14 protein-coding genes are annotated in these 16321 nt (G+C 60.9%); 7 read left to right on the forward strand and 7 right to left on the reverse strand.

Going from position 1 to position 16321, the window contains the following annotated elements:
- Nucleotides 1-29: 29 nt before the first annotated feature.
- Nucleotides 30-1175 (reverse strand): acyl-CoA dehydrogenase family protein, encoded by a 1146-nt coding sequence (locus tag U5782_RS11780; protein WP_322044318.1) that lies wholly within the window; start codon nt 1173-1175, stop codon nt 30-32.
- Between the two features lie 325 nt (nt 1176-1500).
- Between U5782_RS11780 and U5782_RS11785 the strand changes: the two genes are divergently transcribed.
- Nucleotides 1501-2973: an ATP-binding protein gene (locus U5782_RS11785; RefSeq protein WP_322043995.1), complete on the forward strand. Its 1473-nt coding sequence runs from the start codon at nt 1501-1503 to the stop codon at nt 2971-2973.
- Nucleotides 2974-2999: 26 nt separating this feature from the next.
- On the opposite strand, the gene U5782_RS11790 is transcribed toward U5782_RS11785, so the two are convergent.
- Genes U5782_RS11790 through U5782_RS11800 form a run of 3 tightly spaced genes read right to left on the reverse strand, consistent with a single transcriptional unit; the run spans nt 3000 to nt 5214 of the window.
- The gene (locus tag U5782_RS11790; RefSeq protein ID WP_322043996.1) at nt 3000-3386 is read right to left on the reverse strand and encodes a tautomerase family protein; all 387 of its coding nucleotides are present in this window, start codon (nt 3384-3386) and stop codon (nt 3000-3002) included.
- Nucleotides 3387-3439: 53 nt separating this feature from the next.
- Entirely contained in the window at nt 3440-3940 is a 501-nt protein-coding gene (locus U5782_RS11795; RefSeq protein WP_322043997.1) for an aromatic-ring-hydroxylating dioxygenase subunit beta, read from the reverse strand.
- Nucleotides 3937-5214, reverse strand: coding sequence for an aromatic ring-hydroxylating dioxygenase subunit alpha (locus U5782_RS11800; protein ID WP_322043998.1), 1278 nt, complete (start codon nt 5212-5214; stop codon nt 3937-3939). Before U5782_RS11800 ends, U5782_RS11795 begins: the two co-directional genes overlap by 4 nt.
- Nucleotides 5215-5356: 142 nt before the next feature.
- Between U5782_RS11800 and U5782_RS11805 the strand changes: the two genes are divergently transcribed.
- Complete coding sequence (locus U5782_RS11805; protein ID WP_322043999.1) at nt 5357-6376, forward strand: LysR family transcriptional regulator; 1020 nt, start codon at nt 5357-5359, stop codon at nt 6374-6376.
- On the opposite strand, the gene U5782_RS11810 is transcribed toward U5782_RS11805, so the two are convergent.
- A complete protein-coding gene (locus U5782_RS11810; RefSeq protein WP_322044000.1) occupies nt 6321-7292 on the reverse strand; it encodes a PDR/VanB family oxidoreductase in 972 nt (323 codons plus the stop codon). The genes U5782_RS11805 and U5782_RS11810 overlap by 56 nt on opposite strands.
- Before the next feature lie 374 nt (nt 7293-7666).
- Here U5782_RS11810 and U5782_RS11815 point away from each other — a divergent pair, with 374 nt between their 5' ends.
- The 5 genes from U5782_RS11815 (at nt 7667) to U5782_RS11835 (ending at nt 13396) form a co-directional block, all read left to right on the forward strand.
- On the forward strand, nt 7667-8806 hold the full coding sequence (locus U5782_RS11815; protein WP_322044001.1) for a tyramine oxidase subunit B: 1140 nt from the start codon (nt 7667-7669) through the stop codon (nt 8804-8806).
- Between the two features lie 78 nt (nt 8807-8884).
- Entirely contained in the window at nt 8885-9307 is a 423-nt protein-coding gene (locus U5782_RS11820) for a RidA family protein (RefSeq protein WP_322044002.1), read from the forward strand.
- Between the two features lie 59 nt (nt 9308-9366).
- Nucleotides 9367-10665 carry an FAD-binding oxidoreductase gene (locus U5782_RS11825; protein ID WP_322044003.1) on the forward strand — a complete coding sequence of 433 codons (1299 nt, stop codon included), beginning with the start codon at nt 9367-9369 and terminating at the stop codon, nt 10663-10665.
- A 145-nt stretch (nt 10666-10810) separates the two neighbouring features.
- Nucleotides 10811-11809: an AraC family transcriptional regulator gene (locus U5782_RS11830; protein ID WP_322044004.1), complete on the forward strand. Its 999-nt coding sequence runs from the start codon at nt 10811-10813 to the stop codon at nt 11807-11809.
- Nucleotides 11810-11950: 141 nt separating this feature from the next.
- Nucleotides 11951-13396, forward strand: coding sequence for an aldehyde dehydrogenase family protein (locus U5782_RS11835; protein ID WP_322044005.1), 1446 nt, complete (start codon nt 11951-11953; stop codon nt 13394-13396).
- An 83-nt stretch (nt 13397-13479) separates the two neighbouring features.
- Here the strand turns inward: U5782_RS11835 and U5782_RS11840 are convergent, their stop codons facing one another.
- Complete coding sequence (locus U5782_RS11840) at nt 13480-14682, reverse strand: porin (protein WP_322044006.1); 1203 nt, start codon at nt 14680-14682, stop codon at nt 13480-13482.
- A gap of 145 nt (nt 14683-14827) precedes the next feature.
- Nucleotides 14828-16282 carry an amidase gene (locus tag U5782_RS11845; RefSeq protein WP_322044007.1) on the reverse strand — a complete coding sequence of 485 codons (1455 nt, stop codon included), beginning with the start codon at nt 16280-16282 and terminating at the stop codon, nt 14828-14830.
- Nucleotides 16283-16321: the final 39 nt, after the last annotated feature.

Here is a 16321-nt window from a genome sequence, read left to right on the forward strand (position 1 = left end):
ATTGAAATGCGCGAATGCAATAGCGCGCGTTACAGATAGCCGGGGATCGGCGGTACGCCGACGAAAACCGCGCCCGCGCCGTCGTAGTTGCCTTCGGCAAGAAAGGCGTGCTGGGTGACCACGATCGAATCGCGCAGGAGACGCTGGAGCGGATGCGAACGGTAGATCGCCATCGTGCCGCCCAGCCGGTAGGCACGCATGACGACGTCCGCGCCTTCGCGTGCGACCTGGGTCGCCGCGAGACGCAGCAGGCTCACCTGATCGGGCGTGGCGCTGTTGCCGGCCGCAATCGACTCCCACACGCTTTCGGTAGCGTCGTAGAAGAACGCACGGGCGGAGCGTAATTGCGCTTCAGCCTTCGCCAGTTCGATGCGGTAATAGGCGCGGTCCGCGAGTTGCGGCGCGCCTGTGGTCGTGCGTCGTCCGCCCGACATCTGATTGGCGACGTCGAGTGCTGCGCGCGCGAGGCCCAGGTTCACCACGGCCAGCACCTGCGCCGCATAGGCAACGGTCGGGTAGCGATAGAGCGGTTCGTCGACGGTAGCGGGGCCGCCGCGCACGAAGGTCCATTCGTCGGCGACCACGTTGCCCTTGAGGCGCAGATCGTGGCTGCCGGTCCCTTGCATGCCCACCACGCTCCAGTTCTCGACGATTTCGATATCGGAGGCACGGAATACAGCGGTGCGAGGCTTGCCCGGCGCGCCGCCATCGTTGGCGCCGGTATCGATGCCCACGCCGAGCCAGTCCGCACCCTTGCAGCCGCTCGCGAACTTCCAGGTGCCTTCGACGTGCCAGCCGCCGCCTTCGGCGGGGCGCACTTTCTGAACCGGGAAGAGCCCGGCGCCGAACGCCTGATCGGGGCCTGTTGCGTAGATTTTCGCCTGCGTTTCGAGCGGCAGCGCGGCCAGATAGATATTCGCCGAGCCGAAGCTGGCGACCCATGCAGCGGAGCCATCAGCCGTTGCAATGCGCTCGATCATGCGCAGAAATTCGGCAGGCGGGCGCGCATCGCCACCGAAACGCTTCGGCGTGGCCGCGCGATAAATACCGGCTTGCTTGAACATGTCGATGACGTCGCGAGGCACATGAGAAAGCCGCTCGAATTCATCGCGGCGCGCAACGATGACTTCGACTAGCTCATCCATGACCACGTCGTGACGGGCGGCGTCTTGCATCGCGGGCGGAATCTGGCCGACCTGCGGCGAAATGGCGGTCGCGGTAGCGCGCATGAAGCATCTCCTGAATAGTGGGCGGCAAGTGTTGACTCTGTATTGCGGGCGTCGCATACCTGCCGGAATGCGCTTCGTCCGATTTGTGGATCAGTCTAGAAACGACAAAATTGGCCAGCAATTGGGGCGCAGACTCGAAAAACGGGTGAAATCCTGTGGCTATCTAAAGAAATCTTCAGGTTCCAGCGGTGGTCCGCCAGTGATATCGTTCCAGGGACGCCATCGGGCCAAATTCAGGCCGAAATCCGGCTGATTCGAGAGAACTTTGCACATGACGTCCCTGGCAGAATCCGACTTCCATCGCTTGCTCGATGCATTGACCCTTTGCGTGCTGCTGCACGATGCGCAAAGCAAGGCCATTGTTTGGGCGAACCGCGCCGCCTGCGAAGCACTGGGCTTCAGCGTGGACGAATTGATTCCGCTAAAGGCCGTCGACATGACACGACCGGAGCCCAAATACGATCGGGCTTTGGCGATTGCGGCGATGAACCGCTCGGCAACAGAGGGTCCGCAGGTCTACGAATGGTGCTATCGCTCGCGCGCCGGCATCGACATGCTTTCCGAAGCCATCGCCACCACGGTCCATCTGCAAGAGCGCGATGTCGTGATGGTTCAGTTTCGCGACATCAGCGCCGAAGAGGGCATCAAACGCAAGTTGCGTGCGCACGAAGCGCGGCTGCGCGAATTCATGCAGGATCTCAGCGAAGGCGTGGCGCTGCTCAATGACGCCGCTGAAATCCAGTACATCAGCGAGTCCGGGAGGCGTCTGCTGGGTCTTGCAGCGCACGACGCGCCCGGCGCCATCGTGAATCACACGGCCAGCGAAGAAGCGCCGCGGCTTCTGCAACAACTCGCGCATGCGCCTACCGACGGCCCGTCCAGCCCGAGCCGTTATCGCAGCGTCGACGGCGAGCACTGGCTGCGCATCACGTGCAGGCGCATCGAGCGCGAAGAGGATTTGTGCGGCGTGCTGATTCACTTTCGCGACGTTACCGACCTCGTGCGAACCGAAGCGGCACGCCGTGAAGAAGCGCGCATGCTCGAGTACGCGGGGCGCTACAACGCGATGGGCGAAATGGCGATGGCCATCGCGCACGAATTGAGTCAGCCGGTGGCGGCCATCAGGAACTTCGTGGAAGGCGCGATTCAGAGGCTCTCTCAAGCGGCGCCGCTCGAATCGGCGATCTGGGGTTTGCGCGCGGCGGACCGGCAGGCCGAGCACGCGGCAACGATCATCAAGAGCGTTCGGGAATATGTCGCGCGGCGCGACCCGAACATTGCAGTCGCGGATCTGTGCGCGATCCTTTCCGAGGCCGCCTGGTTCGTGCAGGTGCGTGCGCGCGACGCGGGCGTGAGTGTTCATGTCGAATCCAGCGATGGGCCGCTGTGGGTCGAATGCGAGCGCGTGTTGATCGGGCAGGTCGTGCTGAACCTCGCGTTCAACGCCATTGATGCGCTGTCCTCGGGGCCGGGGCCGCAAAAGCAGTTGGTCATCGGTGCGAGCCGGCATGAAGGTCGGGCGCTTGTATTTGTGCGCGACAACGGGCCCGGCATCGCACAAGGGCACGAGCGCCTGTTCGACGGCTTTTCCTCGTCGAAGGAGACCGGCAACGGCATTGGCTTGTCGCTGTGCAAAAGCATCGTCGAAAGGCATGGCGGCGAGATTCGTGCGTTTCCAGTCGAAGGGGGCGGCCTTGAATGCCGATTCTGGTTGCCACTCGCCGATGGGATATCGGCGAGCTAACGCATCCGCGACCTTGAACGATCACGCTAACGGCCGAGCGATTTCGCTGTCTTGCCGCCAAGACCGAAGTCGGTATTCGGAATATCCTTGATCATGACGCGCGTGGCATTCACGGGTGTTTCAAGAATGGCGGCGCTCGTTTTGGAAAGTGCGTGGATGAGCGCGCGTTTCTGCTCGTCGGTGCGACCCGCAATCAGAATAGCGATGATGACGGGCAACGAAGCAGGCGCGCCTTCTGACGCCGCCCGCCCGCCAATGCCATAGTCACTGGCAGGCAACTCGCTCAACAGAATACGTACCGATTCCGCCGGTGCGCCGATTGCATCGACCGTGGCCTGCGTGAGTTGCTCGATCAGCGCCGCTTTGCGCGCTTCTTCGCGGCCTGCGGGCAAATACACCTCAAGTGTGGGCATGGAATCAACCAGAAGTGAGATGGCCCCGGTGCGATACCGGGGCCATTGTAGGGTTAGAGCAGGAAGCCGATGGCGTTCAGGGCGTCGGTCGAGTCGATCAACCGGATCACCTTTTGTACGAGACGTGGCTCGTCGCCTTCGAAGCGAATCCGATGCGTGAGGTCGGCAGCGAAAATCGTCGGCAGGGAGCGCTTATAGGCCACGATGATCTGCGCCGATTGCACTTCGACCAGATTCGCTTCATCGCTTGCCAACGTAAAGCGCGACACGGTGCGAACCGTGCGAGCCGCATCCGAGGCGGAAGCGGAGTAGCCCGAGGTCATGCGCTCCACGCGCTTCTCGCGCATCTCCTGGTCGTCATAGGCATAGTTCAGCGTCGCGGCGAAATCCGTCGTGGCCGGATCGATGGGCACGACGTAAAAGCCTTCGGGGTCCCACAACTGGAGCCACTCGTGATAGTCGCGGCGGTCGAGCATTTCGGCCTCGCGCCAGATGAAGCGTACCGCGCGTGAAAACGTATCCTGCGACATCAGCTTGTTGCGATCGTCCATCATGCCTCCATCATCTTGCGCCATTGCGCATAAGCTTCACGCATGCCGGTTTCGTCGGTGGAGTGCGCGGTTTTTTCGCCGTTCGGCGCCGTCGTTTCGCGATTCAGGCCGCGGTTGACGAGAATCGGCGTGTTCGGGCCTGCATGTGAGCCACGTTGTACGCGCTCCCATGCCTCTGCATCATCAGGACTACCAAATCCGAATGGACCCTGAAAATGTTCGTGGATGCGCAGGCGCACACGATTCGCTTCTTCCGGGCCGCCATCCATGCCGAGTGCGACGTGGCGAATCTCGGTTTCGTCGGCGGAAATCGGCCGCAGAACGCGGAAGAAGGCCATCGACAGCGCGAGATTCGGGAACAGGTTGAGGTTGAACCCCACGCCCATGAGCGAACGCACGATGCGACGCACTTCCTCGGGCGAATGCTTCTCCGAAAGCGTGGCGGCGAGGGCGTCGAAGCGTTCGGGCAGCGGTGCGCCGTCGTCTTCGTCGAGATCGACGAGTTCGGGCACGAGGACCGCGAGGCTGTGGCCGTTGCCGAGCGAGCGGCAGAAGGCTTCATCGCTGGTCATGAAGCTCGTGATGACCTTCGTGGTTTCTTCGTCGATCGACTTGAGCCACGACTTGTGCACGACCGGGAAGTGATACAGATCGGTTGTGTTTTCAAGCTGGATCTTCCAGTTGCCCTTGAAGCGGAATTTGTGTTCGCCGTTCGCCTTGACCGGATAACCCGCGCCTTGCTTCATGAACAGATCGATCCACGGCTTGGCTCCACCGAGGAAGTCTTCGAGCGGTTCGATTTCCGCATTGAAGCTAGCGAAAATCAGGCCTTGATAGACACCGACGCGCAGCTTTTCCAGCGGCAGATCGCCCTTTTCGCAGACGCCCTCGTAGCCGTCGCCATAAGGCAGCGCGCGCAGCGTGCCGTCCAGCGCATAGGACCAGCTGTGATAGGGGCACGTAAAGCCTTTCGCGTTGCCCTTGTGCTCTTCGCACACCGTCGCGCCACGATGGCGGCAGCGGTTTTGCAGCACGTTGATGGCGCCGGTCTTGTCGCGCACGACGATCACTGGCTGACGGCCAATGGTGGTGGTGCGGAAGTCGCCAGGATTGGGCAGCTCGCTTTCGTGCGCCACCCAGATCCACGTCTTGTAGAAGATGCGTTCGAGTTCGGCTTCGAACAGCGCCGGATCGTAGTAGAGAGACGGCGCGATGCGGTCGGCCTTGGCGAGGCCGCGCAGCGAGCTCGTGTCAATGCTTTGCCAGGTTTCGCTCATGATCGTGAGGGTATCGAGGTAAATGCGGGGTTGTATGCGTGATTCGCGGTGAATTCGAGTGCGTACTGGAAGTGTCGTTGCGCTCGCTTCATGCGTCAAATTGATCTAAAATTAGTCGAGACATAAATCGGATGGATATCACATGCAAACGCTCGAAGGCGTGGACCTGAATCTGCTGCGCGTTTTCCTGGCGATCGTTGAAGAGAAGAGCTTGACGAAGGCGGGTGAGCGTCTCGAACTCTCCCAGCCCGCCATGAGTTATTCGCTGGCGCGTTTGCGTGCGTTGTTCGACGACCCTTTGTTCGTCAGGAGCCGGCACGGCATGGAGCCCACGCCGATTTCGCAGGAACTGGCCGTGATCGTTGCGCGCGCACTCGACACGGTTCGCGAAGCGCTAAGGTATGCGGAGCGTTTCGATCCCACGGTGAGCACGCGCGCGTTCAGGCTGTCGTTGTCCGACGCTGGGGAGATGGCCTATTTGCCGTCGATATGCGAGGAGGTGAAGCGTCTCGCGCCACGCATCAAGATTTGCATCGAGCCGCTGCCGGTTGGGCAGATCGAAGAGGCGCTGCGCTCCCGCAAGCTCGATTTCGCTATCGGCAACCTGCCGGAACTCACGTCGCGCACGCGCCATCAGGTGCTATTCGAGGAGGGATACGTCTGCGTGCGCCGACGTCGGCCCGACGTGGCGAGAAGCGACACACTGACACTTTCAGAATTTGTCGAAGGCACGCACGTGCTGATCCGTTCGGTCGAGCATAGCCATCACGCGCTCGACGACGCGTTGCGCTCCAAGGGCGTTGCCCGCAACATCGGCCTGGAAGTGCCGCACTTCGTAGCACTCCCAGGTGTGCTTGCGGTGACCGACCTGATCGCGACCTTGCCGCGCCGCCTGGCCGAACTGCTTGCACGAGGCGGCGGGTTTGAGATATTCGAACTGCCGGTGCAGATACCGTCAGCGGCGGTGACGATGCACTGGCACGAGCATTTTCACGAAGACGAAGGCATTGCGTGGATGCGCGACCTGCTCGGCAACATCATGCGTCGCTTCGCCGGGCCGGCCGGCGCCCACAGCAGCGCCGCCAAAAAGACCGCCGTCAAATCCGTCAAACGTCCAGCACGAGCAGCGGGGAGCGCGACCGGGAAACGCAGCAGCAAATAACCTTGTTGCTCGCCCGTTCGGCTTTGCTCAGGCAATGATCCCGATGCTCGGGATCGCCTTCGACCACATCCACCATGCAGGTGCCGCACACGCCTTCGCCGCACGACGTATCGATTTCTATGCCGATGGTGGCGAGTGCACTGACAATCGTTTCACCTTTGCTGACGTGAACGACCTGGCCGCTGCCTGAGATTTTCACGTCGAATTCGTCGAGCGCGGCGCCCGTATCCATTGCGGCTGGATCGGCGCTGAAGCGTTCGAGGTGAACTTCGGCGATTGTCGGCGTGGCTTCGCCAACGGCGACCACGGCATCCATGAAGGGCGCGGGGCCACAGGTGTATACATGGGTGCCGCTGGCAGTGTCAGCAAGACAGCCTCGAAGCGCAGCCGCCAGATCGTCGCTGCCAAGACCATAGTGAAACTGGACATTTGCCGCGAACGGCTCCTGCGAGAGTGCGGGAAGGAACGCGGCATGGGCTTCGCTGCGCGCGAAGTAATGCAGCACGAACGGCTTGCCGTTAGCCGCCAGCTGATAGGCCATCGAGAGTAGCGGTGTGATGCCGATGCCCGCGCCGATCAGCACGTGCGCGCGAGCGTCGTCAACGAGGCGGAACAAGTTACGCGGCTGCCCGACCACCAGTTCAGATCCAATAGCCACGTCGTCGTGCAGCGAGCGCGACCCTCCGCGTGACTCCGGCTCCCGTTTGACCGCGAAAAGCTGGAAGTCGCTGAGTGCCGGATCGCTACACAGCGAATACTGACGGGTGATGCCCGAGGGCGCCGTCACGTCGATGTGCGCGCCCGCTTCGTAATTGTCGAATGGCTGACCGTCCACTCGGGTGATGCGGAACGAACGAATGCCGTGAGCTTCGTCACGAATACTATCGACGCGGACTTTGAACGTGTTGGCTTGCATGATTGCACCGGATGGGGATGACGTTTGCTGAGAGCCCACGGGGGCGGTATTGCGGCAGCATATCGACACCTTGGCAATCCGGCAAATTGATGAAAATAGATAAGGTAAATTTGCGCGGCTGATATCTTGGGCGATTGATCAGAGGTATTCCCGGCATCGTTCGCGAAGCACGAATGGCGCAATTTATCGAGTTTATGGCGCATCGCGTGATGGTTCCTGGCGGTGCGTGTGGCCGATACTGAAAATGCCCAACCGATCACAACCCGATCCCACGTTCGGGAGCGGATGTCGAAACCAGCCAGTTCGTGTGGTGAAAGCGCTTTTAAGCGCACCGTGACCGAACAACCCCATTCATCAAGCTAAGTATTCCTAAAATGAAACGAGACACGAATATCGACTTCATTTACCTGTCCGAGCAGGACATGATTGCCGCGGGTGTGACCGACATGCCGGCGTGCGTCGACACCATGGAGGAGATGTTTGGCCTTCTGTATCACGGCGATTACCGGATGGCCGGCGCAAACAACGACTCGCACGGCGCCGCGGTATTTTTCCCTGAAAACTCGCCGTTCCCCGATATGCCGAAACCTACCGCTGATCGCCGCTTCATGGCGATGCCGGCTTACCTCGGCGGGCGTTTCCGTACGGCGGGCATGAAGTGGTATGGCTCGAACATCGAGAACCGGGAAAAGGGCTTGCCGCGCTCGATCCTCACCTTCGTGTTGAACGATGCCGACACCGCCGCGCCGCTTGCCTACATGTCGGCAAATCTGCTTTCGGCCTATCGCACCGGTGCGATTCCTGGCGTCGGTGCGCGTCATCTTGCCCGCAAGGATTCGCGCGTCGTGGGCATCGTCGGCCCCGGCGTGATGGCCAAGACCACGTTGATGGCGTTGATGGCGGTTTGCCCGAAGATCGACACTGTGAAAATCAAGGCGCGAGGCCAGGCGAGTCTGGACAGCTTCCAGAGCTGGCTCGCGCAAACTTTCCCGCAGATCACCACGGTCACGATCGTGGACACGGTCGAGGCGGTGGTTCGTGATTCCGACATCGTCACCTATTGCAGTTCCGGCGCGACAGGCGATCCCTCGCAATATCCGCTCGTCAAACGCGAGTGGGTCAAGCCCGGGACGTTCCTTGTGATGCCGGCTTCCTGCAATATCGACGACGACATGGAGAAGCCGGACGTGCGCAAGGTGGTCGATAACACCGGCCTCTACGAGGCCTGGTTCGATGAACTGCCCAAGCCCGCGCATACACATGTACCGGTGATTGGCGTGCGTTTCATGGACATGATTGCCGAAGGCAAGATGGCGAAGGAACAGCTTGAGGACCTGGGAAAAATCGTCGCGGGCGAATCGAACGGCCGGCTGAATGACGAGGAAATCATCATTATGTCGGTCGGCGGCATGCCGGTAGAGGATGTGGCCTGGGGCACGGTGGTTTATCGGAATGCGGTCGAACGCGGGATCGGCGTCAAGCTGAATCTGTGGGACGTGCCCGTATTGCGCTAACTGAATGGCTGACGCGGGCGCGGTGGAAAAGGCAACGCGTGCTTTTATCTTCCGTTCCCGCCGTTTTAGGGAGAGGGTATGACCAAGGTAGTGAAGATCAAGACGGGCTCGAAGTTCGAGGAAATCGGCAGCTATTCGCGCCTCGTGTGCGTCGACAACTGGATTTATGTGTCGAATACCGCTGGACGAAATCCGCAGACACAGACGATCCCCGACGACGTGATCGAACAGACCGCACAGGTCTTTGCCAATATCGAAGGTGCACTGGCTGCGGTAGGTGCGACGCTGGCCGATGTGGTGGCATCCCGCGTCTTTATCCAGGATCCCGCCGACACGCACGCCGTCATGACGAAGGTCGGCGAGAAGTTTCGCGGCATCGACCCAGCCAGTACGGTCACCTGTCCGCCACTGGGTTCGACGGTTTATAAGGTCGAAATCGAAGTGACGGCTTTCCGTGGCGCATCGAGCGCCGACATTGAACGACGCACCGTTTCACTGTAAACATTTGCGGCGACTGGCCGTTGTGTCAGTCGTTGCGCGTATTGCTTGAGGATTAGCCCGTGGCCCCCAGAATCCAACCCGTCGATACGTCGACGGATTTTCCTTCCAGCACGACCGTCGTGGTGATCGGCGGCGGCATTGTCGGCCTGTCGGCAGCGCTCACTTTGGCCGAGCAGGGCATCCAGGTGGTGGTCCTGGAGAAGGGGCGTATCGCGGGGGAGCAGTCCTCGCGCAATCTCGGCTGGGTGCGCAAGATGGGGCGCGCCGCGCTCGACGTACCGATGTCGCTGGCAGCCGATCGCTTGTGGGCGGCCATGCCCGCGCGCGTGGGCGTCGATGTCGGCTACCGGCAAGCCGGGATCATGTATGTCGCCGCCACCGAAGCCGAGATGGCGATGCACGAGGGCTGGACGAAGTCCGTTGGCCATCTGGAACTCGACTCCCGATTGTTGACGAAGCACCAGATCGATTCCACCGTCCCAGGCGGGCGAGGTGCGTGGGCCGGCGGCATCCACACGCCATCGGACGGACGCGCGGAACCGACGTTGGCTTCCAGTGCGATTGCGGCTGCCGCCATGCGTCGTGGGGCGATCATCGTCGAACAGTGCGCCGTGCGTACGCTCACGCGCTCCGGTGGGAAGGTCAGCGGTGTGATCACTGAACGAGGAGAAATCCGCTGCGATCAGGTGCTGCTGACGGGCGGCCTTTGGTCGCGCCGGTTCCTGGGGAATCTAGGCGTTTCATTGCCGACCTTGCCGCTCATCTGTTACGCGATTCGTACTGCGCCGATGACGGGCCCGACTGAAATTGCGGTCGGTGGGCCGGATTTCTCGTTTCGAAAGCGACTCGATGGCGGCTTCACCATTACCCATCGAGCTGCTTTGGGCGCGCCTTTACTCCTCGACCACTTGTTAATCGGACGGCGATATCTACCTGCACTGAAACATCAGAAGCAGGCGTTGCGGCTGTCGTTGGGGAAGGAATTCGCACGCGATCTGGCTTTGCCTCGTCGTTGGAAAGGCAATGACATATCGCCGTTCGAGCGAGTGCGAACCATGGATCCCCCAGTCAATGAGGGTATCAATGCAGAGGCCATGCGAAATCTGGCCGCTGCGTGGCCCATCTTCGAGAACGCAGTCGTCGAGGAAGTGTGGGCGGGCGCTATGGACATCACGCCCGATTCCTTGCCCGCGATTGGCCCCGTATCGAGCTTGCCGGGCTTGACGATCGCAACGGGTTTCTCGGGTCATGGCTTTGGCACCGCGCCGGCGGCCGGGCATCTCGCAGCGGACCTGGTGGCGGGAAATACGCCCATTATCGATCCGTCACCTTATCGGATTGAACGATTTTCGGAGTAATCGGAGCAGTCAACCCGGTAATCGCGAATGGGTGTGCCCTGGCCGATTTCAAAAGATTTTGTTCGCTTGCCGAATGCGCAAAAGTAAAGATAGAGTGCGCCAAATTGCGATGCGGCCGATGTGCATCGCTTGACCGGAGACGAACATGAACTCAGCCCATCGAAATACCAGCTTTCCGATGATTCGGGGCGCCGTAATGGGCCCAATTGTGCGAGCACTGGATGCGGGTGGACTCGATTGCAACGCGCTGCTTGCGGAATTCGGCCTTAGCCGGCGTCAGCTTGCCGATCCTTATGAAATCGTCCCGCTCAGGCGTTATGTCGAGGCCTTCGAGCTGGCCTCGCAACTGCTTGACGATCCCTGGATCGGGCTGAGGCTAGGCAGGGAAACACCGCTTTCCGAACTCGGTCCCGCCGGCCTGATTTTCACCTCCTCATCGAAACTCGGCGTCGCGATCCGGCGATTCAGCGAGACGTTCGAGTCCTGGCAGAGTGCGGCGCTCGTCGATCTCTCGCGGGATGGCGAGTGGCCAATGTGGCGCTATCGCATTGCGAGTTCAGATATCTGGCCGCGTCGGCAAGATGCGGAATACACGGTGAGTTCCATGTGTCACATGATTCGCCTGGTGTGCGGCGCGCAATGGGTCCCCGTTGAAATTCACTTTGAGCATGCCGCGCCGGCCGATATCAAACCGTATCTTCGAATGTTTCGCGTGCCGGTCAGATTTCGGCAACCGGTGAACGGCGTCGTGTTGCATTCACACGATCTGAATCTGCCACTCACCAGTGCCGATACGAAACTCGCGAGCCTGATGGAGCGCCACGCCACGGATCTCATTTCTCGCGAGGCGACGCCGAATGGTCTCGTCGATCAGGTCCGCGATCTGGTGATGCGACGGCTCGCCCGGGAGAAACTCGTCATTAGCGATATTGCACGCGATCTCGGCTTGTCGAATCGCACTTTGCAACGGCATCTAGCCGATGCCGGAACATCGGTGCGAGAGATTATTCGCGAAGAGCGGCAACGGAGTGTCACCGTGTTGGGTGAACGCGAAGGGATGACCAATTCGGAAATTGCCCATGCGGTCGGCTATACGGATGCCACGGTTCTGTGGCGTGCGAAGCGCCAATGGAGTCGGGGTTAAAAGACTCGGCAATTAAAAACTCATCGGCCGATTGGCGTACTTTATCAACACACTGGCGCAAATGGCCAGATCGTGATTTTTCTGAAATGCCTACCATGCCCTCCTGAAGCGGTTTTATGTTCAATATTCAGGAGACGGCTTATGACGTATCGGCTCGATAACTTTATCGACGGCGCTTTCCAACCCGCAATCAGCCGGGAAACCTTTATCAAGCTCGAGCCAGCAACATCGCTGGAACTAGCGGTCGTAGCGGCGTCTGGACAAGACGATGTGGATGCGGCCGTTGCATCGGCTCAACGTGCTTTTAAAACGAGCTGGCGCGATATCGGTGCGGTGCGTCGTGGTCAATGTCTTCAGCGTCTCGCAGATCTCGTCGAACGCGACGCGGAAGTACTGGTCAATCTGCTGGCGCGCGAGCAAGGTCGTGCATCCATCGAAATGCGCATGATGGACGTCCCCATGACCGTCGACACCTTGCGCTATTTCGCGGGTTGGGCGGACAAACTCGAAGGTCGCACGGTCCCGACGGCGGGCAGCATGGGCCGCATGACGGTCAACTATACCGAGCTGGAGCCGATTGGCGTGGTCGCCCAGGTGATCCCCTGGAACGCGCCGCTGATGATCTGCGCGTGGAAGTTGGCGCCTGCGCTTGCGGCGGGCTGTACGGTCGTGATCAAACCCTCGGAGGACGCGCCCGTCGCGCTGTCGCACTTGATGCGACTGATTGCAGAAGCTGGTATTCCGCCAGGTGTCGTGAATCTTCTCCACGGTATTGGACCGACGGCGGGGCGCGCACTCGTTGCTCACCCGGACGTCGCGAAAGTGAGTTTCACCGGCAGCACCGAGGTGGGTCGCGCCATTGCCCGCGACCTTGCAGGGAGTTTCAAGCCGCTCACGCTTGAACTGGGTGGCAAGGCTGCGCAGATCGTCATGGCGGACGCTGACATCGAGCAGGCCGTCGGCGGCTTGATGATGGGCCTGTACGCGAATCAAGGGCAAACCTGCGCGGCAGGTTCACGCATACTCGTGCACCGCTCGATTAGCGAGGCGATATCGGAAGCATTGGCGGCGGCAACGAACGCGATTCGCGTGGGCGACCCGCTTCACGCGGACACGCAAATGGGGGCGCTCATCAATGCGCGCCATAAGGCGCGTGTCGATAGCTATATCGAACGAGGCAAAAGCGAAGGGGCAAGAATGATCGCCGGCGGGCGCGTCATGCCCGATCGCGGCAACTTTGTCTGCCCAACGCTATTCGCGCACGACGACCCGAATAGTACGCTCGCGCAAGAAGAGATTTTCGGCCCGGTGGGGGTCATCCTCGCTTTCGATGACGAAGACGAAGCCGTGCGCATCGCAAACTCGACGCGATACGCACTGTCGGCGTCATTGTGGACACGCGATGTCTCGCGTGCACACCGGCTCGCACGACAGATCGACGTCGGCGCGGTTGCGGTGAATTGCTGGAGTCCGTTGGACCCGCGTCTCGCCTGGGGCGGTCATAAAGATAGCGGACTGGGCCATGATCTATCGCGTCGTGCGCTGGAAGCGTATCTGCGCGAAAAGACGGTCACGATCGCGCTTTAACTGAAAAAGTCCCGATTCTCGACCCGGCATGAAACAGTCATGGGAACGACTGCTTCACGCCGGGCATTTTCGCACTGGTCGTCTCAGAACTTGTGACGAATGCCGATTCGAATGACCGCTTGCTTGTCATCGGCCGATGCCGAGGGGCCGTTGATAGCCGCTACGGCCGCCTTGCCAGTCGAATCCACGCCCGACGCTTTCTGATAGACGCCGATCACGTAGACATCGGTACGTTTGGAAAGCAAATAATCCGCGCCCGTGGCGAACTGATTATAGGTGGCTCCGCCACTTCCGCCCATCGAATTGCCGTGCGTGTAATCGTATGCAGCGCCCAACAGGAAAGCCGGGGTCAGCTGATAGCGGAAATTCACTTCGATGTTGTTGAAGATTGCCGTTCCGCTCAGACCGCGCGGATCGGAGCCCGACGAAAGATCGCCGAGATCGCGAAACCGTGTGTTCGAATAAACGACCCCTGCGGTCGCGGAACCGATCGTATAGGCAGCCGCTGCGTCGAGCACACTCATCGATTTCGCGGATGCGTAACCCGAATAGACCGGCGACGCCATATTGTTGCCAGGTACGCCATTGACCACGGCGGCGGGGCTGCCGCCACTGCCGAAGAAGGCGGTGTTGGGGTTCTGTACGTCGAGATAGCCCGCGGCCAATGTGAGTGCACCACTCGCATAGCCCGCCGATACCGACCAGATGCGATTGCGCGCGAAGTTACCGGCTACGCCGCCGGGGCTGAACATGCCTGCGACCGTCAAACCCGCATACGTGGCGCTGGTGAACTTGATCGCGTTATTGGTCGAGTTGGTGTTATTGATGTTGTCGAGGTCGCCGGGATGCGCTGCCATATAGCCTCCCCACTGGCCGCCTGCTTCCATCGTGCCGACCATGTCGACGTTCGTGTCATATTGGCGTCCGAGCGTCATCGTTCCATAGGGCGTGGTCATGCCCACGAAAGCCTTTTTGCCGAACAACAGTCCACCTTGGCCCAACTTTCCCGTGCTCGCGTCAAAGCCGTTTTCGAGTACGAATATCGTTTTGAAACCGCCGCCCAGATCCTCTGAGCCTCGCAGCCCCCAGCGGCTCTGCTGCATGACGCCGCTTAATAAACGCACCGCGCTGTGGCCGGAAACGCCACCGCTGGCATTGGTCGTGGCGGCATTGCTGAAATAGCTTAGACCCTCGTCGATGATGCCGTACAAGGTGACGGAACTTTGTGCATGTGCGCATGTGGGTGCAAGAGCCGCGGCGCAAATGGCGAGAAGCGCTTTTTTCATAGGTTTTGACGGTCAGTTTGAAATTGCACGAACAATGACGCACCACGCGACGCGGGCGCGCCAACCACCAGGCGGCAGTCAGGTTGCCGCCCGGGAGGAAAAGTGAGGGAAACGCGCGATCAGGGCGTCGCGCGAAATGCAGGCACTACGTGTTGAGCACGGGCGGTCGCCGCAAGCTATGCGCTGCCGCCTGCTCGTAGGCATGGCCGAGTTGCAGCACGCCCCAGTCGTCGCGATAGCGGCCGGCAATCTGCATCCCAATAGGCAGCCCCGAAGCGCTGAAGCCGCACGGCACGGCGAGCACCGGCGATTCCGTCGCTGAGAGATACCAGCAGATACGCATCCAGTCGATGTACGTGGTGTACTGCTCGCCCATGAACGACGCCGGCCAGCGCAGCATGGCGTCGAACGGATGCATCTGCGTGGCCGGTAGTACGTAAAACGGGTGCTGGTCCATGAAGGTTCGCATGCGCTGGAACAGCGCCGTCTTGCGCACGAACATCTGGCCCAGATCAGCGGCGCTCATCGACTGGTGCAATCGACACTCCTCCACGATTTCAGGCTTGAGGAGCGATTGCTGATCGGCATCCAGTTGCTGGAAGAGGGTGCCGATCATCCACGCCCGTTCCATTCTGAAGATGTCTTCCGCGTCGGCCAGGTCGGGATCAGCGAAAACGACTTCGCAGCCGATCGCTTCGAACAGGGCAACCTGAGCCTGCACCGTGCGCTGGATCTCGGGGTCCACCGGCAAGTTGCACAGGTTGGACGAGAACGCCACCCGCACCCCTCGGAAATCGCGCTCCAGGGGCTGTGCGAATAGCGCTCCCGGTTCGCCGAGTTCAGTGGCGACTTCGCCGCTCGGGCCGGCGATCGCGCTGAGCAGCAGGGCGGTATCGGCGACGTTGCGGGCCATCGGGCCGTCTACGCCTAGCGTGGCCCAGCCGTTGAGATCGGGTGCGCGCGGCACGCGGCCGGGCGATGGCCGCAGGCCCACGACGCCGTTCCAGGCGGCGGGATTGCGCAGCGAGCCGCCCATGTCGCTGCCACAGGCAAGCGGATTCATCCCACTGGCGAGCGAGGCGGCCGCGCCGCCGCTGCTGCCGCCGGCGGACTTGCTGAGATCCCAGGGATTGCGGGTCACACCGAATACATCGTTGAACGTGTGCGAACCCGCGCCGAACTCCGGCGTGTTCGATTTGCCGATCATCAGCGCCCCGGCAGCGTCGCAACGCCGTGCGATCAGGGCGCTATGGGTGGGTACGTGCTGCTCGAACGCTTTCGAACCGAACGTCGTGCGCACGCCGCGCGTCGCGGTCAAATCCTTTTGCGAGACCGGCAGGCCATGCAGCACGCCTTGCCATTCGCCGCGCGCCCATCGCGAGTCAATACTGCGGGCGCGGGCGCGCAACTCGTCCGTGTCGCCGATGGTCACGAGCGCATTGACCTTCGGGTTGACCGCCGCTATGCGATCGAGATGGGCGTCGAGAATCTCGAGTGCGCTCACTTCGCGCTTGCGTTGAAGTTCGATCAAGGTCGTCGCAGATGATTCGCATAACGAATCGATCGAGGTGGTGGAATCTTGTGTGTAAATGTCGTACATGGTGATCCGTCCGATGGAACTTAGGGTGAAGCAAAAGCG

It is taken from the genome of Paraburkholderia sp. J67 (genome assembly GCF_905220265.1).
Lineage (GTDB): Bacteria > Pseudomonadota > Gammaproteobacteria > Burkholderiales > Burkholderiaceae > Paraburkholderia.